This window comes from Streptomyces sp. NPDC001852 (genome assembly GCF_042891825.1).
Classification (GTDB): Bacteria; Actinomycetota; Actinomycetes; order Streptomycetales; family Streptomycetaceae; genus Streptomyces.
The window spans coordinates 1-21542 of sequence record NZ_JBIATN010000032.1 but is presented as its reverse complement, the minus strand read 5'-3'; the positions used below and the strand labels follow the sequence as shown (position 1 = coordinate 21542).

At 70.0% G+C, this 21542-nt stretch carries 23 protein-coding genes and 3 pseudogenes; 14 read left to right on the top strand and 12 right to left on the bottom strand.

Translation table 11 applies throughout. The annotated features are described in order from the left end of the window. Positions 1-126 precede the first annotated feature (126 nt). Positions 127-1125: a GlxA family transcriptional regulator gene (locus tag ACFYZB_RS38020; RefSeq protein ID WP_388766256.1), complete on the top strand. Its 999-nt coding sequence runs from the start codon at positions 127-129 to the stop codon at positions 1123-1125. A gap of 3 nt (positions 1126-1128) precedes the next feature. Here the strand turns inward: ACFYZB_RS38020 and ACFYZB_RS38015 are convergent, their stop codons facing one another. After that, positions 1129-2109, bottom strand: coding sequence for a GlxA family transcriptional regulator (locus tag ACFYZB_RS38015; RefSeq protein WP_388766255.1), 981 nt, complete (start codon positions 2107-2109; stop codon positions 1129-1131). 334 nt (positions 2110-2443) lie between these two features. Between ACFYZB_RS38015 and ACFYZB_RS38010 the strand changes: the two genes are divergently transcribed. The 3 genes from ACFYZB_RS38010 to ACFYZB_RS38000 all read left to right on the top strand — a co-directional run bounded on the left by ACFYZB_RS38010 (position 2444) and on the right by ACFYZB_RS38000 (position 5803). Beyond that, positions 2444-3073: a cysteine hydrolase family protein gene (locus ACFYZB_RS38010; protein WP_388766253.1), complete on the top strand. Its 630-nt coding sequence runs from the start codon at positions 2444-2446 to the stop codon at positions 3071-3073. 83 nt (positions 3074-3156) lie between these two features. Next, the gene (locus ACFYZB_RS38005) at positions 3157-5358 is read left to right on the top strand and encodes an FUSC family protein (protein ID WP_388766251.1); all 2202 of its coding nucleotides are present in this window, start codon (positions 3157-3159) and stop codon (positions 5356-5358) included. 52 nt (positions 5359-5410) lie between these two features. Continuing rightward, complete coding sequence (locus ACFYZB_RS38000; protein WP_388766249.1) at positions 5411-5803, top strand: nuclear transport factor 2 family protein; 393 nt, start codon at positions 5411-5413, stop codon at positions 5801-5803. A 20-nt stretch (positions 5804-5823) separates the two neighbouring features. On the opposite strand, the gene ACFYZB_RS37995 is transcribed toward ACFYZB_RS38000, so the two are convergent. The 3 genes from ACFYZB_RS37995 to ACFYZB_RS37985 form a co-directional block, all read right to left on the bottom strand. Continuing rightward, positions 5824-6723 (bottom strand): DMT family transporter, encoded by a 900-nt coding sequence (locus tag ACFYZB_RS37995; protein ID WP_388766248.1) that lies wholly within the window; start codon positions 6721-6723, stop codon positions 5824-5826. 264 nt (positions 6724-6987) lie between these two features. Further along, complete coding sequence (locus ACFYZB_RS37990; RefSeq protein ID WP_388766246.1) at positions 6988-7521, bottom strand: DUF4863 family protein; 534 nt, start codon at positions 7519-7521, stop codon at positions 6988-6990. Between the two features lie 172 nt (positions 7522-7693). Further along, the gene (locus ACFYZB_RS37985; RefSeq protein ID WP_388766245.1) at positions 7694-8380 is read right to left on the bottom strand and encodes a TetR/AcrR family transcriptional regulator; all 687 of its coding nucleotides are present in this window, start codon (positions 8378-8380) and stop codon (positions 7694-7696) included. Positions 8381-8822: 442 nt separating this feature from the next. On the opposite strand from ACFYZB_RS37985, the gene ACFYZB_RS37980 reads away from it, so the two are divergent. Then, a complete protein-coding gene (locus tag ACFYZB_RS37980; protein WP_388766244.1) occupies positions 8823-9557 on the top strand; it encodes a nitroreductase in 735 nt (244 codons plus the stop codon). Positions 9558-10025: 468 nt separating this feature from the next. Here the strand turns inward: ACFYZB_RS37980 and ACFYZB_RS37975 are convergent. Next, a pseudogene (locus tag ACFYZB_RS37975) lies at positions 10026-10409 on the bottom strand (NAD(P)H dehydrogenase); the annotation flags it as partial. A 140-nt stretch (positions 10410-10549) separates the two neighbouring features. Between ACFYZB_RS37975 and ACFYZB_RS37970 the strand changes: the two are divergent. After that, entirely contained in the window at positions 10550-10888 is a 339-nt protein-coding gene (locus tag ACFYZB_RS37970) for a hypothetical protein (RefSeq protein ID WP_388766242.1), read from the top strand. Here the strand turns inward: ACFYZB_RS37970 and ACFYZB_RS37965 are convergent. Continuing rightward, the gene (locus ACFYZB_RS37965) at positions 10845-11741 is read right to left on the bottom strand and encodes a LysR family transcriptional regulator (protein ID WP_388766240.1); all 897 of its coding nucleotides are present in this window, start codon (positions 11739-11741) and stop codon (positions 10845-10847) included. The genes ACFYZB_RS37970 and ACFYZB_RS37965 overlap by 44 nt on opposite strands. 161 nt (positions 11742-11902) lie before the next feature. On the opposite strand from ACFYZB_RS37965, the gene ACFYZB_RS37960 reads away from it, so the two are divergent. The 4 genes and pseudogenes from ACFYZB_RS37960 to ACFYZB_RS37945 form a co-directional block, all read left to right on the top strand. Then, positions 11903-12775, top strand: coding sequence for an SDR family oxidoreductase (locus ACFYZB_RS37960; protein ID WP_388766239.1), 873 nt, complete (start codon positions 11903-11905; stop codon positions 12773-12775). A 29-nt stretch (positions 12776-12804) separates the two neighbouring features. After that, the gene (locus ACFYZB_RS37955; protein WP_388766238.1) at positions 12805-13407 is read left to right on the top strand and encodes a UbiX family flavin prenyltransferase; all 603 of its coding nucleotides are present in this window, start codon (positions 12805-12807) and stop codon (positions 13405-13407) included. Continuing rightward, positions 13382-14887 (top strand): UbiD family decarboxylase, encoded by a 1506-nt coding sequence (locus ACFYZB_RS37950; protein ID WP_388766236.1) that lies wholly within the window; start codon positions 13382-13384, stop codon positions 14885-14887. The genes ACFYZB_RS37955 and ACFYZB_RS37950 overlap by 26 nt, the downstream gene beginning before the upstream one ends. Positions 14888-15250: 363 nt before the next feature. Then, positions 15251-15475: pseudogene (locus tag ACFYZB_RS37945) on the top strand (IS256 family transposase); the annotation flags it as partial. Between the two features lie 132 nt (positions 15476-15607). Here the strand turns inward: ACFYZB_RS37945 and ACFYZB_RS37940 are convergent. The 3 genes and pseudogenes from ACFYZB_RS37940 to ACFYZB_RS37930 all read right to left on the bottom strand — a co-directional run bounded on the left by ACFYZB_RS37940 (position 15608) and on the right by ACFYZB_RS37930 (position 17303). Beyond that, positions 15608-16075 carry an SRPBCC family protein gene (locus ACFYZB_RS37940; protein ID WP_388766235.1) on the bottom strand — a complete coding sequence of 156 codons (468 nt, stop codon included), beginning with the start codon at positions 16073-16075 and terminating at the stop codon, positions 15608-15610. A gap of 132 nt (positions 16076-16207) precedes the next feature. Beyond that, positions 16208-16720, bottom strand: a pseudogene (locus ACFYZB_RS37935) (transposase); the annotation flags it as partial. A gap of 70 nt (positions 16721-16790) precedes the next feature. Next, the gene (locus ACFYZB_RS37930; protein WP_388766234.1) at positions 16791-17303 is read right to left on the bottom strand and encodes a PadR family transcriptional regulator; all 513 of its coding nucleotides are present in this window, start codon (positions 17301-17303) and stop codon (positions 16791-16793) included. Positions 17304-17360: 57 nt separating this feature from the next. Here ACFYZB_RS37930 and ACFYZB_RS37925 point away from each other — a divergent pair, with 57 nt between their 5' ends. After that, positions 17361-18047 carry a cysteine hydrolase family protein gene (locus ACFYZB_RS37925; protein ID WP_388766232.1) on the top strand — a complete coding sequence of 229 codons (687 nt, stop codon included), beginning with the start codon at positions 17361-17363 and terminating at the stop codon, positions 18045-18047. A 7-nt stretch (positions 18048-18054) separates the two neighbouring features. Here ACFYZB_RS37925 and ACFYZB_RS37920 read toward each other — a convergent pair whose 3' ends face one another. Both ACFYZB_RS37920 and ACFYZB_RS37915 read right to left on the bottom strand, forming a co-directional pair. Further along, positions 18055-18954, bottom strand: a complete 900-nt coding sequence (locus tag ACFYZB_RS37920) for an FG-GAP repeat domain-containing protein (RefSeq protein WP_388766231.1) — start codon at positions 18952-18954, stop codon at positions 18055-18057. Positions 18955-19808: 854 nt separating this feature from the next. After that, positions 19809-19943, bottom strand: a complete 135-nt coding sequence (locus ACFYZB_RS37915; RefSeq protein ID WP_388766228.1) for a hypothetical protein — start codon at positions 19941-19943, stop codon at positions 19809-19811. Between the two features lie 39 nt (positions 19944-19982). Between ACFYZB_RS37915 and ACFYZB_RS37910 the strand changes: the two genes are divergently transcribed. Then, positions 19983-20354 carry a hypothetical protein gene (locus ACFYZB_RS37910; protein WP_388766227.1) on the top strand — a complete coding sequence of 124 codons (372 nt, stop codon included), beginning with the start codon at positions 19983-19985 and terminating at the stop codon, positions 20352-20354. A 70-nt stretch (positions 20355-20424) separates the two neighbouring features. On the opposite strand, the gene ACFYZB_RS37905 is transcribed toward ACFYZB_RS37910, so the two are convergent. Then, on the bottom strand, positions 20425-20919 hold the full coding sequence (locus tag ACFYZB_RS37905; protein ID WP_388766413.1) for a protease pro-enzyme activation domain-containing protein: 495 nt from the start codon (positions 20917-20919) through the stop codon (positions 20425-20427). A 147-nt stretch (positions 20920-21066) separates the two neighbouring features. Between ACFYZB_RS37905 and ACFYZB_RS37900 the strand changes: the two genes are divergently transcribed. Together ACFYZB_RS37900 and ACFYZB_RS37895 are read left to right on the top strand one after the other, a co-directional pair. Next, complete coding sequence (locus ACFYZB_RS37900) at positions 21067-21351, top strand: DUF6233 domain-containing protein (protein WP_388766225.1); 285 nt, start codon at positions 21067-21069, stop codon at positions 21349-21351. A gap of 106 nt (positions 21352-21457) precedes the next feature. Continuing rightward, the coding region (locus ACFYZB_RS37895; RefSeq protein ID WP_388766411.1) for a helix-turn-helix domain-containing protein at positions 21458-21542 on the top strand (85 nt) is incomplete at its 3' end.

Genomic DNA, 21542 nt, shown 5'->3' with positions numbered 1-21542 from the left:
AGGCCGGCCCACCGAGCGGCCCGTTGCGCCGCGAGTTGGACCGATCCGGACGGCGAGGGACTCCCCCGCACTCGGACGCCGCGATTTGATCAAGGAACGTGATCGAGGAAAGGAACTGACAAACGCATGACCGTCCATCGTGTCGCCTTCCTCTTCCTCGTGTTCGGCGGAGTGAAGATGCCCGACGTCTCCGACCCTGTGGAAATGTTTGCGGAAGCCAACACTCTCGGCGCCTGTTACTCGCTGCGCTACACCTCGTCGTCCGGCGAGCCGGTCCGCACCTCCATCGGTACGCGCCTGCCCGTCGACGCGGCCTCGGCAGAGGCCGACGCCGACACACTCGTCGTCCCGGGTGCGGATCCACTCGTCACCGAGCCGATCCCGTCGGATCTGACGGAGGCCGTCCGGCTGCTGGGTCCCCGCACGCGCAGGCTTGTTTCCATTTGCACCGGCTCGTTCGTTCTCGCTGCCGCAGGCCTGCTCTCGGGGCAACGCGCGACCACTCACTGGCGTCACGCCCAGCTGCTCGCGCGCGCCTACCCCGACATTCGCGTCGAGCCCGATTCCCTCTTCGTCGAGGACCGTGACATCTTCACCTCGGCGGGCGTCACGGCCGGCATCGACCTTGCGCTTTCCCTGGCCGAACGCGACCAGGGTGCGGATCTGGCACGTGACGTCGCCCGAAACCTGGTCATGTTCATGCAGCGCCCCGGAGGGCAGTCCCAGTTCTCTGCGCCGCTGAAGGTGAGCGTGCCGCGCACGCCCGCACTGCGGGCAGTGGTCGACCTCGTCTCGGCGCAGCCCGCGCTCGAGCACAGTACGGATTCGCCGGCGGCCCTCGTCGGTGTCAGCCCCCGTCATCTCACCCGTCAGTTCAACGCCGAGCTCGGCAGGACCTCGGCCAGGTTCGTCGAACACGTGCGGCTGGATCACGCAAAGGCCCTGCTCGACGCCGGTCACAGCGTGTCCGAGAGCGCCCGCGCTGCCGGGTTCGGCAGTCCCGAGACGCTGCGACGGGCCTTCATGTCCCGGCTCGGTGCCTCACCCAGCCACTACCGCGCCCGGTTCGCGACAACGCACGACTTCGACGTCCCCGAACAAACGGGCCGCCGCGCACAAGGCTGATCGTCACGCCCCCGCCTGCGCGCGGCGAGCCGTGCCGAAGCGGCGTTGATAGGCAGTGGGACTCATGGACAGCTCCCGTGCGAAGACTCGGCGCAGACTCTCGTAGCTCGGGAATCCCGCCAGGGCGGCTGCCTGGGTCGCGGAATGCCCCTGATCGAGGAATGCCTTGGCGAGGTCGAACCGGATCGACTCGACGTACCGGGCCGGCGTGGTGGACAGCTCCTCACGGAACAGCCGCGTGAGATGGCGGGGGCTGACATTGAGATGCTTGGCGAGTTCGCCGAGGGAGTGATTGCCCGCAGGATCTGCCTGGACCAGGTCGACGACTCTGCGCAGCGCGGGAGACCTGGGTGGCGTGGCCTGCAGCGGAGCGGAGAACTGCGACTGACCGCCCGCGCGTTGCAGGTAGACCACCAGGGCACGGGCGACGTCCCGGCTGAGTTCGGGCCCGTGGTCCTCCTCCACGAGAGCCAGCGCCAGGTCGATGCCGGCGGAGACGCCCGCCGACGTGTACGTGGTGCCGTCGCGTACGTAGATGGCGTCGGGCTCGACCCGGGCCTTCGGACACTGGGCGGCGAGTTCGCCGGCGACCTTCCAGTGAGTGGTGGCACGCTTTCCGTCCAGCAGGCCTGTGGCAGCCAGGACGAACGCCCCGGAGCAGACGGAGGCGACACGGCCGGAGCGGGCCGCCAGGTCCCTCGCGGCCTCGACCAGATCGCGCGCGACGGGAGTCCTGGGATAGATGTCGCCGCCCGGCACCACGAGCGTGTCCGGAGCCGGCTCGGAGGCGGGGCTGCCGTCGACGGTGATCCGTATGCCGACCGACGACGTGACGTCGGCACCGGTCGTCGACAGCAGGGCGATCCGATAGTCGGCGCCGAGTCGATTCGCCTCAGCAAACACCTCGGCGGGGCCTGAGACGTCCAGAAGTTTCACCCCGTCGTAGACGAGCATGGTGACCCGGTGGTGCGCGTCGGAGCTCACGGTTCTCTTCCTCCGGCATCTGGATCCAGTGACTGGCGGCCGGACCGACGCCGCGCGTGCTCCGCGGTCCGGACTACGGAGGACGGCCACTGCCCACTCGTCCTCCACCGCATCGGAAGCGCGGATGTCATGACCGTCATCATCGCAGGGAGGGCCCGGTCGTGACGGCCGGACTCTGGCCGGAAGCGCATGTCGACACCCTCGCCTTCACCCCTTGCATCGGCAGCTCCGTGAGTTCTGGATGATTGTGCGCGAGGATTACGTTACAGTCATTATCTGTAATGTATGGCCGGAGGTGTCCGGCCGCCGACGATCTCTGCACCGGAGGACGGTCATGGCGAGTGACTACGAACGCGGTCGAGTGGGGTTGCTCCTCGTCGACCTGGTCAATGAGAACTTCTCGGAGGACGGCAAGGCCTACTCCATCTACGCACCGGAGTACGAACGGCTCGGCACGATCGACAACCTGAAGAAGCTCATCACCGGGGTGCGGCGGCACAAGGACATTCCCGTCTTCTACTCGAGGACCGCCTTCACCGATGACGACTACTCGTCGTGGAAACACGTCTCCGGGATTCACCGGCAGATGTTCGACAACCGCCTGTTCGAGGCGGACACGTGGAGCACCGAGTTCCACGAGGACCTGGCTCCCCAGCCGGGTGACGTGATCCTCGCGCCGCACAAGAGCCTCGACGTGCTCCACCACACCGACCTGGAGTTCCAGCTGCGGCAGCGCAACGTCGAATACCTGGCCATCGCCGGGGTCTCCGGGATCATGGCCGTGGAGTCGACGGCCCGGACCGCGATGGAGCGCGGCTACCACGTCACGACGTTCACCGACGCGATCGCCGCCCCCGGTGGCCTTGTCACGTACCAGGCGATGATGCGCGGCCTGAACATGGTCTCGCACAGCGTGGTCGGCGTCGACGACTTCCTGGCCTCGCTCGACAAGACGGCGGCGTAACGCTTCACCGTCAGTGCGGTGAGGGGAGAGGCCGGAGCGTGTATGGGGCACGAGTGAGGCCGGCGGGCGTCCGGGACCGGTTCGTGGCATCCGATCCCGGACTGCTCCGGCTGCTGTCCGCGCTCAGCGCGGTCTGCGCGGTGCTGCTGACGCTCGGTGCGCTCGCGGCGATGCACGCGCCGGTGCCGACCCTGGTGGCGGGTGCTCTCACCGCCATGGTCAGCACGGTGGCGGTCACCGAGCGCCGACCGCAGGACCAGGCGCTGACCCTTGCGGCCGGAATGCCCCTTGCGCTGGCGGTCATGGCGCTCGGTAGTGCGCTGACGCCGTACCGGGTCCTGGCGGACGCGGTGTTCGTCGTGCTGATCTTCGCGGCCATCTACATCCGGCGGCGGGGCCCGCGCGCGACCACGCTGGGCGTCTTCGCCTTCCAGTTGTTCTTCGTGACCCAGTTCATCGAGACCCGCCTGGAGCAGCTGCCGCAGCTGTGCCCGGCCGTCCTGGTGGCCTTCGGCAGCTCGGCGGTGGTCCGCTTCGCCATCCTGCGCTCGCCGCCGGAGCGGACGCTGGCACGGCTGCACCGGGCTTTCCTCCTGCAGCTGGGGCTGGTCCTGGACGCACTGATCGAGATGGCGGAAGGCGGACAGGAGGCGCTGCGGGCCGAGCGGGCGGTCGACGACCTGCGCCGGCATGCGGCCCGGCTGCACACGGGCGCGTTGATGATCCAGAACTGGCTGGTCACCGGAGCGCCGGACCGGTGCACGGCCAGCGCGATCCAGCGCCGCGTGGCAGCAGCAGAGACGGCCGCGGAACGGCTGGCCATCCTCGTGATGCGGCTCTTGTGGCCCGGTGCCGACATGGACACGTTGACCCGGCATCTGACGAAGGGCCGCCGTGCCGGCTCCCGCCTCGCCGCCCGGGACGCGGCGGCGCCGCCCGCACTGGTCTCGGAGCTGCGCGGGCTGCGCGCGACGATCGGTCCCGGTCGGCCGCGACCGGCGCCCACCGATCCCGCTTTGGTCCGCGACGGGCTGCTCGGCCACCGCAACGACGAGTACCGGTCCGACGCCGCCCCGGCTACGGCTGACATCTTGCGCTCCGTCGAGGACTTCGCGCGCACACTGCGCGACCTGCGCCTCGCCGCCGACGCGCCCACCTCGGCTCCCAAGGACTGCCCCGAGGCGCCACGGTGCACCGGAGGGCTCGATGCGCAGGACTCCGGCCCGGCGAAGGACGTCGCACGGGGGCTGGAGGGCACCCGCGTCCGTCCCACCACCCGGACCGCGCTCCAGGTGGCCACCGGATCGGCGCTGGCCATCGGCGGCGGTGATCTGCTGTCGCCGCAGCGCTGGTACTGGGCGGTGTTCACGTGCTGGGTGGTGTACATCAGCACCTCCTCCACCGGTGAGATCCTGGTCCGGGGATACCGCCGGCTGCTCGGCACGGTGATGGGTGCCGTCGCCGCGCTCGCACTCGCCGCCCTGATCGGTAACGATCCCCGGCTGGCATTCGCCTTGGCGATTCTGGGCGTGTTCGGGATGTACTACACGACCGCGGTGTCCTACACGCTGATGTCCTTCATTGTCACCACGATGATCGGCATGCTGTACACCCTGCTCCACGCCCTCACTCCGGGCGTTCTGTTGGTGCGGATCGAGGAAACCGCGCTGGGGATCGCGTGCGGGCTGGCCGCGGCACTGCTCGTGCTGCCGACGCGAACCCGGGAGCACACGGACCGGTTGCTTCGCGAGGTGCTGGAGCGGCTGCGCGCGGTGCTCTGCCAGTCGCTGGCCCGGTTGGGCGGCGAGCCCGTCGGGGATCTGCTCGGCCCGGCCCGCGCGCTGGATTCGGCCCTGGACAGCCTGCGCCTGTCCATGCAGCCGCTGATCACTCCGATCAGCCCGTTGCGGTCCCGGCGGCGCGCCGCGCTCGCGGTGCTGGGGCTGCTTGAGACCGCGGCCTTGCAGACCCGCAGCCTGGCGGGCACCGCCGCACCGATGCCGGCTGGGATCCGCCTCCGCGCCGGTCCGTACCTCAGGGACGAGGCCGGCCGCATCGACCGCAACCTGGCGGCCCTGATCAGCCAGGTGGCCGGGGGAGGCGAGGGCGGCACGGCGCTCGAGCGCGGTCCGGGCGTCCTCGCCTGGTTCCCGGTGGGCGGGGACGGGACACGTACCGAGGACGTCCACATGACGCTGCGGGTGCTACGGCACCTGCAACGCGTGGACCAGAGCATCCAGGGGCTGGCTCGGACGCTCGGCACGCCCGTGCGCGACAAGCCATGACGCGGGCTCTCGCAGGTCGGCAGTCACTCACTCATGAGGCCCGAAGGGGGCCTTGGGCGAGCGAACCGGGCTTCCCTTCCCGCCGTCGGCCCGGTGGGTGGCGGTCAATCGGCACTACAGCGCGGTCGACGTCCCCGCCGCCATCGGCACCTTCATCGAAGCCACCAACCGCGGCGACAGCGAGGCCTTCGCCGCCGCCTTCGCCGAGGACGCCCACCTCTACGACTACGGGCGCGCGTTCCACGGACGTGACCGTGTGCGCGACTGGGACCGCACCGACAACATCAGGGTGCAGGCCCACTTCGAGCTGATCGATGCGGTGGCCGGTCCGGCCCAGGACCGTTATGCCGTCACGCTGAAGGTCACCAGCAACCGGTACAACGGCACCGGGCCCATGACCTTCCGCCTGCGCGGCGGCCTGATCGCCGACCTCCGCATCGGCTGACCGCACGCGGCGACGCGGCGCTACACCGCGGCCTGCTCCGTCTGGTCCGGCGCCTCCTCGTCGACGTTCAGGCAGTCCGCCAGGCAACGTGTCCGGGAGAGCGTGAAGACACCGTAGGTGAGCAGGCCGAAGCCGAGCAGGGCCGGCAGGATCCACAATCCCGTACGGGGCTGCTCGGCGTAGAGCGTGACTCCCAGCACGACACCGGTCACGGCGTCGGTGAGGGTCAGAGCGGGCTGGGAGGCGATCAGCGGGCCGGCCTGCATCGCGGTGCCCAGCAGGAAGAGGGACGCGGCTCCGATCACCGCGAAGCCGTACGTCTGCCACGACAGGAGGAACGCCACGACTCCCTGATCGTCCAGTACGCCCATGGCCGACTTCATCAGCGCCGCGGCGAGCGCGTTGCCGAGAGCCGCACCGGCGGCCAGGCAGGCCGCCCGTGCCCGGCCGAAAGGCCGGGCACGGGCGGTCAGCACGAGCGCCGCGCCCAGGGCACCGGTGACGACGACGGTCGGTGCCCACCAGAGGACCGGTACCTCAGCGCGTCCGCCGGAAGGTGCAAGCGAGAACAGGAAGGCGGCGAGCCCGGCGGCGATGCACGTCACCGACGCCCAGGACTTGCGTGACCGGCGCACATGGAAGACCAACCCGCCGATCACGAGGGCCAGCGGAAGCTCCAGGATGAAGACGGGCTGGACGGCGGCGAGTGAACCGGAAGCCAGGGCGAGCGCCTGGAGTATCGCCGACAGCGTCACACCGACGATGCCCGCGAGCCAGACGGGCGTCCGCAGCAGATCGGCCAGCAGCCCGAGGCGCAGTGACGTCGACGCGGGGACGGTCAGCGCGGCACGCCTTTGCAGCACCGTTCCGAGGGCATTGCTGCAGGCCGCGAGAACGGCGAGACCGACGGAAAGGGCCATGGCCGCAACGATCCTCTCTCACCCCTGTACACCGTCCACCACTACGCAGGGAAAGAACCGAGGCCGCCGACGCGGCATTCCGCCGAGCGCCGCGTCCTCTCTGACCCGTTGGCTGCCGCGGGAGCGGGAACGGCGTGAAGTGCTCCCGGCGAGCGAGCCGAGGAAGGCGCGAGCCTCACCCCCCTTCACGGTTACCGGAGCCGACGGGTGGTGCCGGAAGTCGCGGTGCCGCGGGAGGGGCGAGCGGCTCGTTGTGGCGCCTTCCTATGCGACGGCAGCGGCGGACCGGGAAGGACGGATGTCGTACGAGATGCGTCCGGCGGGCAGGTAGAAGAGGGCGATCAGCGCGCCTCCCCGTACCTCGGGGTAGTGGTGGCTGCCCGGGGCGGGCGCGGTCCAGCCCGCTCCCTGCCAGCCGTTCGGCCCCGCCAGCTGGGCTCCGGGGTCTACGGGGGCGACGAGGTTCAGTTCACCGTACGGGTGCGCGTGGTACTGGCCCCGGTAGCGCTCGACACTGTCCATGTAGACGGCCGTGATGCTGAAGTAGTGGGTCTCCGCAGTCGGTTCGGCGATGAGGCTGCGGCGGTAGCGGGGCCCGTCGACCTCGATGTTCGCCGCCCAGCCCTCCTCCAGGACACCGATCTTGATCAGGCGCGCGAGGTCCTGGTAGAGCTCGCTGTCGGGTCCGTAGGTGGTGTTCAGCCAGCTCTCCAGGTCGTTGCCGGCCGTACGGTTCCTGACCTCGGCCAGGAACGGGATGCTGCGGTCTATCAGTGCCTTGCGGCTGTCCTCGCTCATGCGCGGAGTCCTCTCGTGTTGCCCCTGGGTCTGAGGTCTGACATGAGAACGATGCCGCCGTCTTTCGTTACAGTCAATAGCTGTAACGAAAGTTGCCGTGGGCCCTGATGCAGCGCCTGCCCGACGCCGTCCGGGACCCGCGCCTGCCCGACGCCGCCCCCGAGGGCCACTCTCAGACGGGGCGGACCTCGCCGTCCACAGCGATCGCCGGCCAGACCGTGGCGACGACCCGTTCCGCGAAGTCGTCCTGGACCTCGCGGCCGGTCCGCAGGTAGTCGGCGAAGTAGCTGCCGAAGCAAAGGGTGACGACCATGTCCAGGTCCACGTCCTCACGCACGGCACCGCGGCGCTGCAGCGAGACCAGCGTCATCAGCAGTTCCTCGCAGCGGGGCCGCACGCCGTACTCCCGCAACTGCTCCAGCAGGCCTGGCGCCCGCTCCACCTCCGCCATGAAGTTGCCGTGCAGGGCCATGGCCCGCTCGTTGTGGTAGCGGGGGTCGAGACGCCGTACCGCTTCGACGAGTGCCTCACATGGGGCCAACTGCTCCATGTCCAGCGGAGGGTAGGCCTCGCGCTGCTTGCGCAGTCCGTATTCCAGGGCGTCGATGACGAGGTCGTACTTGTTCGCCCACCGCCGGTACAGGGTCGGCCGGGTGACACCGGCGTCCGCGACGATGTCCCCGATCGTCATGGAGGAGTAGCCGTCGGTGGCCAGCCGCTTGCGCGTGGCCTGAATGATCGCCTCCTCGATCGCCGGGTCCCTGGGCCGTCCGCCGGCAGGCGCCGCCGGCTCCGCTCCCGAGCGCCCGCCGCGCCCGCCGGCCCGTTCATCGGAACGCGTCGCCTTCGCCTTCGCCATCTCATTCCTTCCCACACAAGCCGGCGGGAGCCGGTTGCCCATCAGGCCCCGCCGCATCGGCACATTACGCGAACTCCGGCCTGTCACCCGCAGCGCCTTCACCGGACGGGTCAGCCCGATTTATTTACAGCTCTTGACTGTAACTGAATCGAGGCCTAGCGTGACGCGCCATACGGAGCGCGGTCACGCAACCGAAGGCGAGAGCCTCACATGAAGACGGCCCAGCGGTTGATCGGCCACGGCGTAGCGAGCCCCGGCGCCGCCGCGGACCCGAACGCCCGGGCCCGGGCGAGGCCACGAACCCGGCGGTGCGAGCCGGACGGCACCGTCGCCGGGGTACCGCCCGGCCGTGAGGGGCGCAACGACGAGCACGCCGTTCCCCAGCCGGCCGGACGCCTCTCCTCCCCCACCACCCATCCCTCGATCTGCCCATGGAAGGATCATGAACCACACTCCGGCCACGGCACCCGCCCCCGCCGCCGCCCCGGTCACGGTGGAGTCCGCCCTCCGCACCCGGCACAGCGTGCGAGCGTTCCTGCCGACACCCGTCCCCCGGCCCAGGGTCGAGCGGCTGCTGGCGCTGGCGGCGCGGTCCGCCAGCAACTCCAACTGCCAGCCCTGGCAGGTCCACGTCGTGACCGGGGCGGCGAAACGCTCACTCACGGCCGCCCTCCTGCAGGCTCATGCCGGCGACGACGAGGGGCGGGGACGGGACTACGCCTACCAGCCGGAGCAGGACGGTTGGTGCGAGCCGTTCCGGTCACGACGCCGCCGGTTCGGTGAGAGCCTCTACCGCGACACGCTCGGGATCCGGTCCGACGACACCGGGGCACGGCTCGACCACCACCGGCGGAACTACGACTTCTTCGGCGCGCCCGTCGGCATCGTCCTCACGACCAGCCGCCATCCGTTGCAGAGCGCCCTCCTCGACGCAGGCCTCTTCCTGCAGGCCCTGATGCTCGCCGCGCGCGGCGACGGCCTGGACACCTGCCCCCAGGCATCCCTCATCGACTTCTCTCCCGTGCTGCGCCGGCACCTGCTGATCCCCGACGACCAGCTGATCGTCTGCGCAGTCGCCCTCGGGTACGCCGACCCCGCGCACCGCCTGAACCGGCTGCGCACCCGGCGCGAACCCGTCGGTTCCTTCGCCACCTTCCACGGAGACGAAGCCGGCTGAGGGCCTCCCGAGCACGTCGGGCATCTTCCGCGATCCGTCCTCGTCCCGAATGATCCACATCCCCCACGCTGCGCATGCCGAGGGTCACAAGTCCCCTTACGGAACCGGCCGTCGAGATGGAGCGCCACGTCCTCACACGTGTGGAGACGCGCGCACTTCACCGCTCCGACCCGACCGACGGGCCCTCCCCGGGACTGCCTGCCTCCCACGTCCCGCCCTCCACCGGGACCGATCCGGGGGCACAGCGGGCCGACGTCGCCATGGACGACGTTGTGACGGCCGGTTGTCACCCGCCTGCCGTGTCAGCCTTCCGCACCACGGCGGCGGCGTCGAGGTGCCCCCTCCACGCGCTCACCCGGCCGGCGGCCCGGGAAAGCGCGCGCCGTGAGTCCGGCAGCGCGGCGGCTGCCGGACTCACGGTGCGGACAGGCCCACGGCGGACCTGGGACCGCCGCGTTGCGGGGCAGGTCAGGCGAGACCGGCCTCTAGGGCGGCAGCGACCTGGACCACGCGCTCGGCCTGGTGGCGGGCGGCGTTGCGAGTGTGCTCGCCGACCGGGTTGTTGCCCTGGGCGTCGACCTGCGAGGTGCCGTAGGGGTTGCCGTCGACGAACTCGACGGGGTCGGTGCAGCCCGGGGACACAATGATGCCGCCGAAATGGTGGATGGAGTCGTACAGGGCAAGCAGCGTCGACTCCTGGCCGCCGTGGGCCGTCGCGGTCGTCACGAAGCCGCTGAAGACCTTGTTGGCCAGCTTGCCCTGTGCCCACAGGCCGCCCAGGGTGTCGATGAACTGCTTCCGCTGGGACTAGATGTTCCCGAAGCGGGTGGCGGTACCGAAGACGATCGCGTCCATGGCAGAGCTCACCGCCGCTGCTTTCGCCACGTCGAAGGAGGAGGCCGCCGACGATGCCGAGCGGGTACGGCACATCCTGTTCGACCTGCTCGACCATGGTCAGTGCGTCGACTGCGCGGGAGGGCGGGGAGGCGTGCGTGTGCGACCTGATCGGACCGTTCGACGTCTTGCAACCGGCTGTCTCCCACCATCTGACGGTGCTGCGCGAGGCCTTGCTGGCCAGCTCCGAGTGGCGCGCCACCTGGGTGTACTACCCAGTGCTCCCCGAGGCCGTGGCCAAGTTCCGCCCAGCTGCAGACCCCCGCCGTGCCGGTGAACGCCTCCGCGCGAGCGCCCGTTTTCTGCAGGCGCCGGAGAACGCAGCGAAGGTCGTGCCGCTGCTCGGCTGGAAGCGCGCCCTCGACGTCGCGGAGAACCCGGCGACCCGGCTCCTCACCCGGTCCAGCCGGAGACCATCTGCGTGCCCAGCGCCGTGAAGGCGCGCAACTTGGCGGTTTCCGCGTCCGCACGCCACACCAGCGCGCCGCTGGCCGGGGGTAGGCCGGTCAACGGACGGTGGACCACTCCGGGGTGCGCGTAAGTCTGGAAGAGCCCCTCGTGAGTGGTCCACACGCGTTCCCCGGTGGCGACCCGGTGCAGCGCCTCCTGGTAGGTGCGGCCGCCCGGACCGCGGCGCAGGGGCCGGCCCAGCGGGGTGAAGGGCGGGCAGAAGCCGTGCCGCAGGGCCTCGGGCAGTTCGGCGGGGCCGTCGAGCAGCACCCAGTCCGCCAGGTCCTCGATATCTACCGAGTCCCGCCGCGCCAGCAGATGGTCGCGGGCCACGGCCAGCACGCGGCCATGAGACACCAGGACCGTCCCCACCTTCAGGTCCGGTTCGTCCAGTGGCAGCAGGGTGAACACGACGTCCATCTCGCCTTTGCGCAGCGGTCCGTAGGGGTCGGTCCAGGGCACTTCCGCGACCGTGATCTCGCAGGCCGGGTGCCGGCGGCCGAAGTCGAGCATCAGCTCGGTCAGCGGCGGCCCGTTGAGGCAGCCGAGGAAGCCGACGCAGAGCGTGCCGGTCACGCCCTGGGCGATCGCGCGTGCCTCCTCGTAGCTCTTTCTGAGACTTGTGTAGGCCGCCCCGAGGGTGTGCCGGGTGTGCTCACCCAGCGGGGTCAGGGCGACTCGGCGGCTGGTGCGGGTGAACAGCGGTGCGCCGATCCGGCGTTCCAGCGACCGGATCAGCTGGCTGACCCGGGACTGGGACAGCAGCAACCGCTCGGCGGTGCGGCCGAAGTGCAGTTCCTCCGACAGCGTGAGGAAGGCCTCGATCTCCGTCAGGTCCACTCCACTGCCCCCTGATCAATGAGTGTGGCTGATCGATTGTGTACCGATCCCGCCTTGTTCCAGCAACTCCCGGCTGAGATCGTCTGGTTGGCGCGGGCGACTGGATCGGTCCCCCGCGGTGTTCGAGGCACCACTGCGGCAGTCGACTCAGGGGGAAATGAATGATCGTCGTCACCGGAGCGGCCGGAACCGTCGGATCGGACGTCGTCACCCGCCTGCGGGCGCAGGGCGCTCACGTCCGGGCGCTGGTACGGGCGGGCTCGGCGGTACCGGCCGGATGGGACGCCGGTGTGGAGGTGGTGGCCGCCGATTTCACCGACCCGGCCTCGCTGGACGTGGCCCTGGCCGACGCCGACGTCGTCTATCTGCTGGTCGCGGTCCACCCGGAGATGGACGCGCACGAACGGAACGTGATCGACGCCGCCGTACGCACCGGGCGGCACCCGCGGATCGTGCTGCACACCGCCGCCGGGGTCGGGCAGCATGGCGAGGGCGTGCGGTTCCTCACCGCGCACACCGCCGGGTTCGCGCACCTGGGCGCGTCCGGGCTCCCTTGGACGGTGCTGGCGCCGAACGGTTTCTTCCAGAACTTCCTGGGCATGGCCGAGGCGGTGCGCAGCGGCCGGCTGGCGCTGCCGGGCGGAACGGGCGCGGTGTCCTACGTCGACACGCGGGACGTCGCGCAGGCCGCGGTCGCGGTGCTGACCGGCGACGGCCACGACGGCGCCTTCTACACGCTGACCGGCCCGGCCGCGCTGACGCACGCCGAGATCGCCGAGGTGCTCGGCCAGACGGCCGGCCACCCGGTGACGTACGAGGCGGCGGACCCGCAAGCGGCTCTCGCCGGGCTGCTCGCCGACGGGTGGGATCCCTGGCGGGCGCAGGGCATGGTCGAGCTGTACGGGCTGTACGCGGCCGACGGCGCGTCGGCCGTCACGACGGACGTGGAGAAGCTGACCGGCCGACCGGCGCGGTCGTTCGCCGCCTTCGCAGCCGAACACGCGGCCGCCTGGCAGAGCGGGGCGGACCACTGAACAGCCGGACAGGCCAGCCGCGTCGTGTGGTGGTGGGCATCAGCGGCGCGACCGGCATCGCCTACGGCGTTCGCGTGCTGGAACTGGCCCGCAAGGCGGGCGTGGAGACGCACCTGGTCGTGACCCCCGCGGGCCAGCGGACGAGGGCGTACGAGACGGATCTGAGCGCCCGTGACCTGGCTGCCCTCGCAGACGTCAGCCACCGGCCCGCCGACGTCGGGGCCGCGATCGCCTCGGGCTCCTTCCCCACCGACGGGATGATCGTGGCGCCCTGCTCCGTGCGCACCCTGTCCGCGATCGCCTTCGCGGGCGGCGACAACCTGCTCACCCGCGCCGCGGACGTGACGCTGAAGGAACGCCGCCGCCTGGTCCTGATGGTCCGCGAGACCCCGTTGACCCTCACCCATCTGCGCGCCATGACTGCGGTGACCGAGGCCGGCGGGATCGTCATGCCTCCGGTACCCGCGTTCTACCTGCGGCCCGGCACGGTCGAGGACATCATCGACCACACCGTCGGCCGCTCCCTTGATCTGCTGGGCATCGAGGTATCCGAGCTTGCGCGCTGGGACGGCAGTGCCGCCCGGCGACCGAACGACGAGGAATCCCATGAAGCATCTGCGCAGCCTGCGTGAGTTCATCGCGGAGCTGGACGCGATCGGCGAGATCAACGAGATCGACGCCGAGGTCGACTGGAACCTGGAGATCGGCGCGATCGTCCGCCGCTCCTACGACCTCAAGGCCCCCGCCCCACTGTTCAACACGATCTCCGGCTACACCGGCACCGGCTTCCGGGTACTCGGCGCGCCCGGCGGCCTGTCCGGGCCCCGGCACCGGCTGGCCCGGATCGCCCTCGCACTCGGCCTGCCCGCCGAAACCTCCGGCAGAGACATCATGGAGGCCGTGGTCGCCGCCCGCGCCCGCCCTGGCATCCCGCCGATCCAGGTCCCGGCAGCCGAAGCCCCCTGCAAGGAGAACGTCCTGCTCGGCGACGCCATCGACCTGTTCGCCTTCCCTACCCCGCTGATCCACGGCAACGACGGCGGACGGTACATCCAGACCTACGGCATGAACATCGCCCGCACGCCCGACGGTTCCTGGACGAACTGGTCCATCAATCGCATGATGATCGCCGGCAGGAACCGGCTCGCCTGCCTCATCCCCGGGCCCCAGCACCTCGGCATCATCCGCACCCAATGGGCCGAGCGCGGCGAGCCGATGCCGATCGCACTCGCCCTCGGGGTCGAGCCGGCACTGCCGTATGCGGGCGCGATGCCGCTGCCGGAAGGAGCGGACGAAAGCCACTTCGTCGGCGCCCTGTTCGGCGAGGGCATCGCGGTCGTCCCCGCCGAGACCGTGGACCTGTCCGTGCCGGCCACCGCCGAGATCGTCATCGAAGGACACATCGCCTTCGACGAGACGGCCGACGAAGGTCCCATGAACGAGTACCCCGGATACAACAGCTTCGAGGCCTCCCCCAAGCCGGTCTTCCACGTCAGCGCGATCACCCACCGGCACGGGGCGATCCTCCCGGTCGTCGCGGCCGGGCCGCCGGTCGAGGAGGACCACACCGGCACCGGCACCATGCATGCAGCCGAGATCCTCTACCAACTCCGCAAGGCCGGCCTGCCGGCAGCCTCCGCCTGGTTCTCCTACGAGTCCGCCCTGCACTGGCTGATCGTCTCCGTGACCCCCGACTGGCACGAAACGCTCGCCACATCCTCCCCCGAACTGGCCCGCCGGGTCGGCGACATCGTCTTCACCGGCAAGGCCGGCTTCGGCGTCCCCAAGGTACTGCTCGTCGAGGACGACATCGACATCGCCGACGTCAACGACGTCGTCTGGGCCTTCGCCACTCGCACCCACCCTGAACGCGGCGAAGTCCACTTCCCCGCCAAACCCACCGCCGCACTCTCCGTCTACCTCACCGAGGAAGAACAGCACACCTACCGCGCCGGTAAGGTCGTCCACAACTGCCTGCTCGCCGACCGCTTCCCCAAGGACCAGCGCCCGGTCAAAGGCAGCTTCACCAACGGCTGGCCGGCCCACATCCGCGAGCGCATCCTGGCGAACTGGACCACCTCGTACGGCTACCCGGAGCGGCCGGAAGAGTAGGGATGGGTGTGTCCAGCGAACTGGTCTGGCCCGTAGTCGGTGGTGAAGCCGAGTAGCGGTGGTGGTCGCGGCCCACACTCGGGATGTGGCGGTGCCGTGTCCGGTGTGCGGGACGCCGACGGCAAAGGTGCACGCGTATCACCGCCGGACGGTGTCAAACGTGCCGGACGCGCTCGCAGCGCATCCTGGCAGGTCGCAGGGGCGGCCAACTACCAACTCGGGCGCACAGCCCATCGTTCAACACCTGCCTGCCCATACCGAATCCCCGGATGCCCCTGGCCCGGACGGTCGCACCGTTCGGCGAGAACCACGTCCCGTCACTACCGGTACCAGAACGGGCCTCCACCGATGTTCATACCGGGTACAAACCCCATCGAGTCGACCTTCTCCACCCTCCGGCTCCGCACGAAGGTCACCAAGGGCACCGGCAGCGCGGCGGCAGCCTTGGCGATGATCTTCAAGCCCGTCGAGTCCGCCCAGGCACCCTGGCGGGCCATGAACGCACCCCACCTCGTCGCCCTCGTCCGCGCCGGAGCCCGCTTCGAACGCGGCCACCTTGTCGAACGCCCCGAAGCCCACGCAGCCTGAACAACCTCACCAGTTCCATTGATCTTGGCAATTCCTCCGCCGTCATCTGATGGAATGCGCGCGATGACGGATGTGAGTGCTCGACCGCTTCCTCGACGACGTGGCCGAGCCCAGCGCGACAGCCGAACTGAGTCAGTCGGCCGCTTCGACGTAGGACGCCAGGTTGGCCAGCGAGGAGGCGATCCCGGCCTCGTGGTCCGCTTGGTTGATGCCGGGTGGCACGCCCGTGGCGGTGACGGTCACCTCGGTCCCCTCACCGGCGGCAGTGAGATGCCAAGTCATCGTCATGGTGCCCGCGTACGATGGATCGTCAGCCTCGAACACCGCCCGCTGCACCACGCGCTCCGGAGGCACCAGGGCGGCGAACCCGACGTCGACGACATCCGTCGCATCTGACGTCTTGCCGGGGCTGTCGGCGGGGTCGAGATAGGTGAGGACCATCCGGAACCCGCCACCAGGCCGAGGATCCCACCGCTCGACCCGCCCGCGCATGCCGTCCGGCGGCAGCCAGACCTCGAGGGACTCCCGGTCAAGGAGGGCGCCGTAGACGGTCGCCGGTGGTGCCGCGATCACCCGGCTGGCGCGGTCTGTCCTACCCATGGCCCGATTCTACGACCGGGGTTCCGCCAGCCCATCCTCAGCGACCAACTCGCCGAAGAAGCCGCCCCGGAACCAGGAACGACCACCAAGTCGCATGACACGATGATCCACAGACATCCGAGCTTGCTGGGGCTCGACGCGGGCCTTCTTGGCGGCGTAGTCCCGGTCACGGGAGGTCTTCCAGGTCTTTATGCGTTGAAACGAGACGCCCTCCTCGCGGAGCAGGACCCGCAGGCCCTCGTGGCTGATGTCATCGACCACCGCCTCGGCGACCAGGAAGTCGGCCAGCTTGGCCAGGCTCCACGTCGAGAACGGCAGGCCGTGCCCGGCCGGCTTGGACTTGGCGATCTTCTTGATCTCGCGGCGCTCGGGCAGCGTGAAGGTCCTCGGTCAGCCGCCCTTGTACTTGGGGGGGGAGGGAGTCGAAGCCGTCGGCGTTGAAGTTGTGGATCACGTCCCGGACCCGGTCGTCGCTGGTGAAGGTCACCTCGGCGATCTTCGCCACGGCCATGCCCTGCGCGCGGACAGCAGCACCATCTGGGCCCGCCGCCAAGTCACCACCGAGCCGGTGCCCCGGCGGATGATCCGCAGCAGACGCTGCCCCCCGTCGTCATCGGCCTCGCGGACCCGTACTGGCTCTGCCACCCGCACAGTCTCTCGGGAAGGAGAGGGTCCGAGTTGAGAACGGGGGAGGTACCTGCTGGTGGTGCCCGCGTCAGCCCAACACCTCCCGAAGCCAGGCCCTTTCCGCGCGGCTGGTGGCACGGGCGATGGTCAGCATGCCGCGCCGGTACGGATCGTCAGTGTCGTCGACACCCAGTGGGCGGTCACCATCGTGGAAGAAGCTCGCCGGCTGTTCGAGGAACTCCAGTCGGCGGCGCAGTACCGCGTGCTGGTCAGCGGTGTCGGGCAGATGGGAGAGGAAGGCCAGGACCGTGAAGTAGCGAGTGCTGTCGCTGATGTCCAGGCCGTTGGCATCCCGCAGTCGGCGCAGCAGCTCGCAGCGCCCGGCATCGGTCAGGCGCAGGGTGTGCCGCCGAGCGGCCGAAGCGCCCGGTTCGGTCCGCCGATCGAGCAGTCCGGCGCGGACCAGCCGGTTGATCGCCGGGTAGAGGCTGCCGTCGCTGACCGGCCGGGCATGGCCCGACAACTGAGCTATGCGGTAGCGCAGTTGATAGCCGTGCAGCGGCTCCTCAGCCAGGAATCCCAGGATCGCGAGTTCGAGCATGCTGCTACTCTCGCACATCGAATCGAGGTACCTCGAACCGATGTAGGAGGCGAGGGTATGTACACCGAGGAATGGGTGACCACGCGAGCGCGTGACGCCTACGAGCGCGGCCGGGCATCGTTCGGCGTGCGGCCCGAACGAACAGCACTGCTGGTCATCGACATGCAGGACGAGTTCGTCCGGCCCGGCTGGAGTCCCTACTGGGTGCCCGCGGCCACTCGGATGGCGCCACGGCTGCAGCAACTGGTCGAAGACTGCCGGGGCGCCTCGGTCCCGGTGCTCTGGACCATCTTCGATGACACCCATCTCGGCCTGGACCGGCCGCACGCCCTGCAGTTCCTCCCGCACGCCGACACCGAGTGGCGCCGACCAGGCCCTGCCGAGGTGTGGGCCCCGATGGGCCGCCGCCCCGACGAGGCCGTGATCCGCAAGCCCTCCTACGGGGCGTTCTACGACACCCCGCTCGACACGATGCTGCGCAACCTCGGCCGCGACACGGTCATCGTCACGGGAACGCTCACCAACTACTGCTGTGGCACCACCGCCCGGCAGGCATACGAACGCGGCTACAAGGTCGTCTTCGGATCCGACGTCACGGCCACCGATGACGAGTCCAGGCACGAACCCGAACTCGCCGTCCTGCGCAAGGGCTTCGCGCTCGTGCTGACCGCCGAGGAGATCATCAACCGACTGACCGCAGCCACCCCGGCATCACAGGACGAGGAGCGGGCGAACGTTGCCTGATGCGGCACTAGAACAGGAAGGTGTACGCGCCCCAGCCCGTACCGACCACCGTGCGCCCGCCGAAGGGTGCGGCCGACGAAAGCCTGCCGGGCGAGAGCCAGACCCGGCCGGTGCCGTCCCGGGCCAGCAGATCGGGCCTTCCGTCACCGGTGTAGTCGCCTGCGCCGATGAAGGCCGTCGCCCACTTCCAGTCGCCGCCCAGCCGGACCGCGGGCCCGAACGGCTTGGTGGCCTGACCGGTGCCCGGGTAGAGCCTCAGGACTCCGGTGCCGTCCCGCGCGAGCAGATCGGGCCTTCCGTCACCAGTCACGTCTCCAGCACCCACCAGCGCGGTGACGGACTTCCACGTGCCGGGCACGCGGAGGGGTGGTTTGAAGACGTCCCAGTAGTCGGGCCCGTTCTCTCCGCGGAAGAGCCAGAGAGCCCCCGCCTTGTCACGGGCGAGCATGTCGCCGTACCCGCTCCCCGTCAGGTCGCCGACGCCGGTGAACATGCTGTAGGCGCGCATGTTGATGCTCGACCAGAACGCGTGGACGCGGCCGTACCGGTCGGGCTCGAAGGCCTCCAGAGTGCCGTTTGTGGTGTCGCGCGCGTACACCGCGCACGGCCAGTTCCTCGTCCTGCCGACGTACGTGAAGTTGTCGTGGTGGTCCCAGGTGCCCTGGTCCTGCGCAGCGATCCGATGACTGAACGGGGCGCTCGCCGACCCCGTCCCCCGCATCAGCCAGATGCGCGCCGAGCGGTCGAACCCGTACACGTCGGCCTTCTTGTCGACGTTGAAGTCCCGTGGACTGCCGGAGCAGGCGAAGAGCGGCGGAGCCGCGTCGGCCCGGTGCGCCGGCGTGGTCATCGTGGTGGCCGCGAGCGCGGCGAAGGCGGAGATCAGAGCACGCCAACGCGTTCTCAAGTCGTACCCCCAGAAGAGGAGAGCGCAGGCTGCTGCCGGCTGGGCGGCAGCGTACACAAGACCACCGCTACTCCGCCCCTTGCCGAACTCCACGCGCTCCGCCCAGGGGTCGAGACCGTGCACCAGGCGGTCGAGCCGGGCGTCAACTGGATCGACACCGCGCCGTGTACGGTCTCGGGCGCTCCGAGGAGCTGGTCGGCAAGGCGCTCGCCGAGCTGCCGGAGGCCGGCTGGCCGTATGTGTTCACGACGGCGTGCCTGGTGTGAGATCCGGCGGACCTCCGTCCAAGGCCACCGTGGTCGGAATGGCCCGCTCGCCCTGCGTGACGCCGCCTTCGATCGGCCCGGTGGACTGTTCAGGCGTCGAGGAACATGTGCGCGTCGCACCGTCCCGCCGCGTCCGACCGGTTCAGACCCCGAGCAGAAGGGCTCTCACCGAGCGTCGCTGAACAGCGAGTCCTTCCGTTTCGCCCTGGAGCCGGTGCCTCACGCGAGGCACCGGCTTCGTCATGCCCGCCAACGCCCGTGTGCCTCAACGCCGCCACGTCGGCGTCCGCCCTGCCGCAGCCGCGCACGAAGAACATGGTCGCGATGCTGGACGCCAGGAGCCGTGACCTGACGAGAGTTCGGGTGGTGACGATCCACCCGATACCAGCCCGATACCAGCACCTACCCAGCGGGTAGTTGCCGATCGGGTTGTGATCGGAGGCGTCGTCGCCCTCGAAGTACGGCTCGCCGAGCGGAGGCGTGTAGTTCGACCTGGACCTGCCCGTCGGCGGTGAGCGCCTTGTGGCGGATGCCGCCGGGCAGTCGGCTCGACCCATGTGGCAACCACCAGTTCCTCCGGGCGGCCCGTCATGATGCGGTCCCCGCGCGAGCTGCGGTGCCGGCCTTGTACGCGCGGGCGAGCAGCGCGTTGAAGGCGAGCGCGGCCGCAGGGTCGGGCCCGGGCAGTCGGCCCACGCCCGCCCGCTCATCCTCACTGAACAAGTCCAGCAGGCCGGTACGGGCCAGTGTGCCCAGCAGGGCGTGGCGCAGGACGTCCGGGGCGAGGGCGGCGCTGCGGGCGGCTTCGGCTTCCTGCTCCTGGCGGTGCTGCTCGTCCTGCAGTTGCTGCGCCCGTTCGTCTTCGGCGTCGGCGGCGAGCTCGTCCTGGACGACGGCGTCGGCCTACGGGTCTGGACGTCGCCGGTGGTGGCGAGCAGCCGCGGCCTCAGTGGCACTCATGCCCGTGGCACGCCGGCGGACCGAGCGGGGGCCGACCTTCGCCTGATCGACCGGCTGGCGGGGCGCGGCGGCTGTGTCGGGCGCGGGGACGCGCAGGCGTCGGCGGGATCGGGGAACAGGGGTGCTCACTCGAGCCTCCCAATCGTCGCGGAAACGTTGAAGCTTGCGCTTTAACCTCGGCCTCGATCATTTTTCGGCTGGTCGAGGTAGACAAGAGAGCCCGCACGGCGCTGAGTGCCAGCCCTCAATCTTCATGCGACACACCGAGGTCATGGCGCATAGCGGTTCTCATGGCTCGGAGCATCTCCCAGACCTCGTACTGGGCCTGTGCTGCGGTCTCCATCGTTTCGCCTGGTGCGGGGCCACCGCGTTCGAGGCGCTTGCCCCGGTAGGCCGGGGCGAGGGTGTGGGTGTGCTGCGCCCAGTACCGGGAGCACGTCGGTGCCGGCGCCGCCGCGAGGGGCCGCCCCGGCCCTTCCCGTACGGTCGTGCTCCGGGATGTGGCCGGACGGGCGCCGCTCATCCCGGTCACGCCCAGGACGTCGGGTGCGAGCGAGGCCGGGACCGACACGTCGCGGTCGTTGGACTGAACGACCGTCGGTGTGCCGTTGGCGTCTTCGGTCCGGTAGCGGTTGATCCGCACCCGGAACGCCGACCGGGCCGTCGAGACCGGCCCGGTCGCCGAGACGTAGTCGCGGCCCCGGCTGATGTCGACCCGCGTCAGGCCTTCGGCGCTCAGCCACTGCGCGACACCTGGCCGTCATCGACCAGTGAAGCGCCGACGAGCAACGCCGGCAGACGGAGCAGCAACGCGGCGAAGAAGCCCGGCCGCCGGGCGCCCGAGTGCCTGCTGGAATGGGACTGAACAAAGACTCGGCGGCGCCGTGTGTCCAGGCTGGAGACTGCTGGACGCCGCAGCAAGGACATCGACCAGGCCGCCGCGCGGTACGCGGTCACACAAGGCGTCCGGGCCTGCCCGCTGTGCGAACCCGACGCCAAGCTCGGACGCGTCGCGGGATGCTGCGGCAGGTGCCCTGCCGCACGGGCGGGGAGCCTGGCGCGGAGCTGGTTGCTCAACCCCGCCCGTCAGCGGTTCCTATCGCACACAGTCCTACGCCGGGAAGGGCTGCGCCAGTTGACCGGATGTCTTGAGCGCAAGCCCCGTACTTGAGGACGGGGTTGGCTCATCCTCGTGCCGGAGCCGCGAAGCGGCGGAGTTCGCTGCGTTGTCAGTGGCCCGCGCTAGCGTCATCACATCAGTTGGCGTGGGGGGGCCTATGCTGTCGGGTCGCAGGTACCGGCTTGAGCTGACGGCCGAACAGGCAGAGCAGTGTGAGAAGTTCGCGGACGTGTGCCGGTCGG

Coding starts and splice junctions, on each gene's coding strand:
- ACFYZB_RS38020 (WP_388766256.1), top strand. CDS start 127: ATGACCGTCCATCGTGTCGCCTTCCTCTTCCTCGTGTTCGGCGGAGTG.
- ACFYZB_RS38010 (WP_388766253.1), top strand. CDS start 2,444: ATGGCGAGTGACTACGAACGCGGTCGAGTGGGGTTGCTCCTCGTCGAC.
- ACFYZB_RS37995 (WP_388766248.1), bottom strand. CDS start 6,723: ATGGCCCTTTCCGTCGGTCTCGCCGTTCTCGCGGCCTGCAGCAATGCC.
- ACFYZB_RS37990 (WP_388766246.1), bottom strand. CDS start 7,521: ATGAGCGAGGACAGCCGCAAGGCACTGATAGACCGCAGCATCCCGTTC.
- ACFYZB_RS37985 (WP_388766245.1), bottom strand. CDS start 8,380: ATGGCGAAGGCGAAGGCGACGCGTTCCGATGAACGGGCCGGCGGGCGC.
- ACFYZB_RS37980 (WP_388766244.1), top strand. CDS start 8,823: ATGAACCACACTCCGGCCACGGCACCCGCCCCCGCCGCCGCCCCGGTC.
- ACFYZB_RS37960 (WP_388766239.1), top strand. CDS start 11,903: ATGATCGTCGTCACCGGAGCGGCCGGAACCGTCGGATCGGACGTCGTC.
- ACFYZB_RS37950 (WP_388766236.1), top strand. CDS start 13,382: ATGAAGCATCTGCGCAGCCTGCGTGAGTTCATCGCGGAGCTGGACGCG.
- ACFYZB_RS37940 (WP_388766235.1), bottom strand. CDS start 16,075: ATGGGTAGGACAGACCGCGCCAGCCGGGTGATCGCGGCACCACCGGCG.
- ACFYZB_RS37930 (WP_388766234.1), bottom strand. CDS start 17,303: ATGCTCGAACTCGCGATCCTGGGATTCCTGGCTGAGGAGCCGCTGCAC.
- ACFYZB_RS37925 (WP_388766232.1), top strand. CDS start 17,361: ATGTACACCGAGGAATGGGTGACCACGCGAGCGCGTGACGCCTACGAG.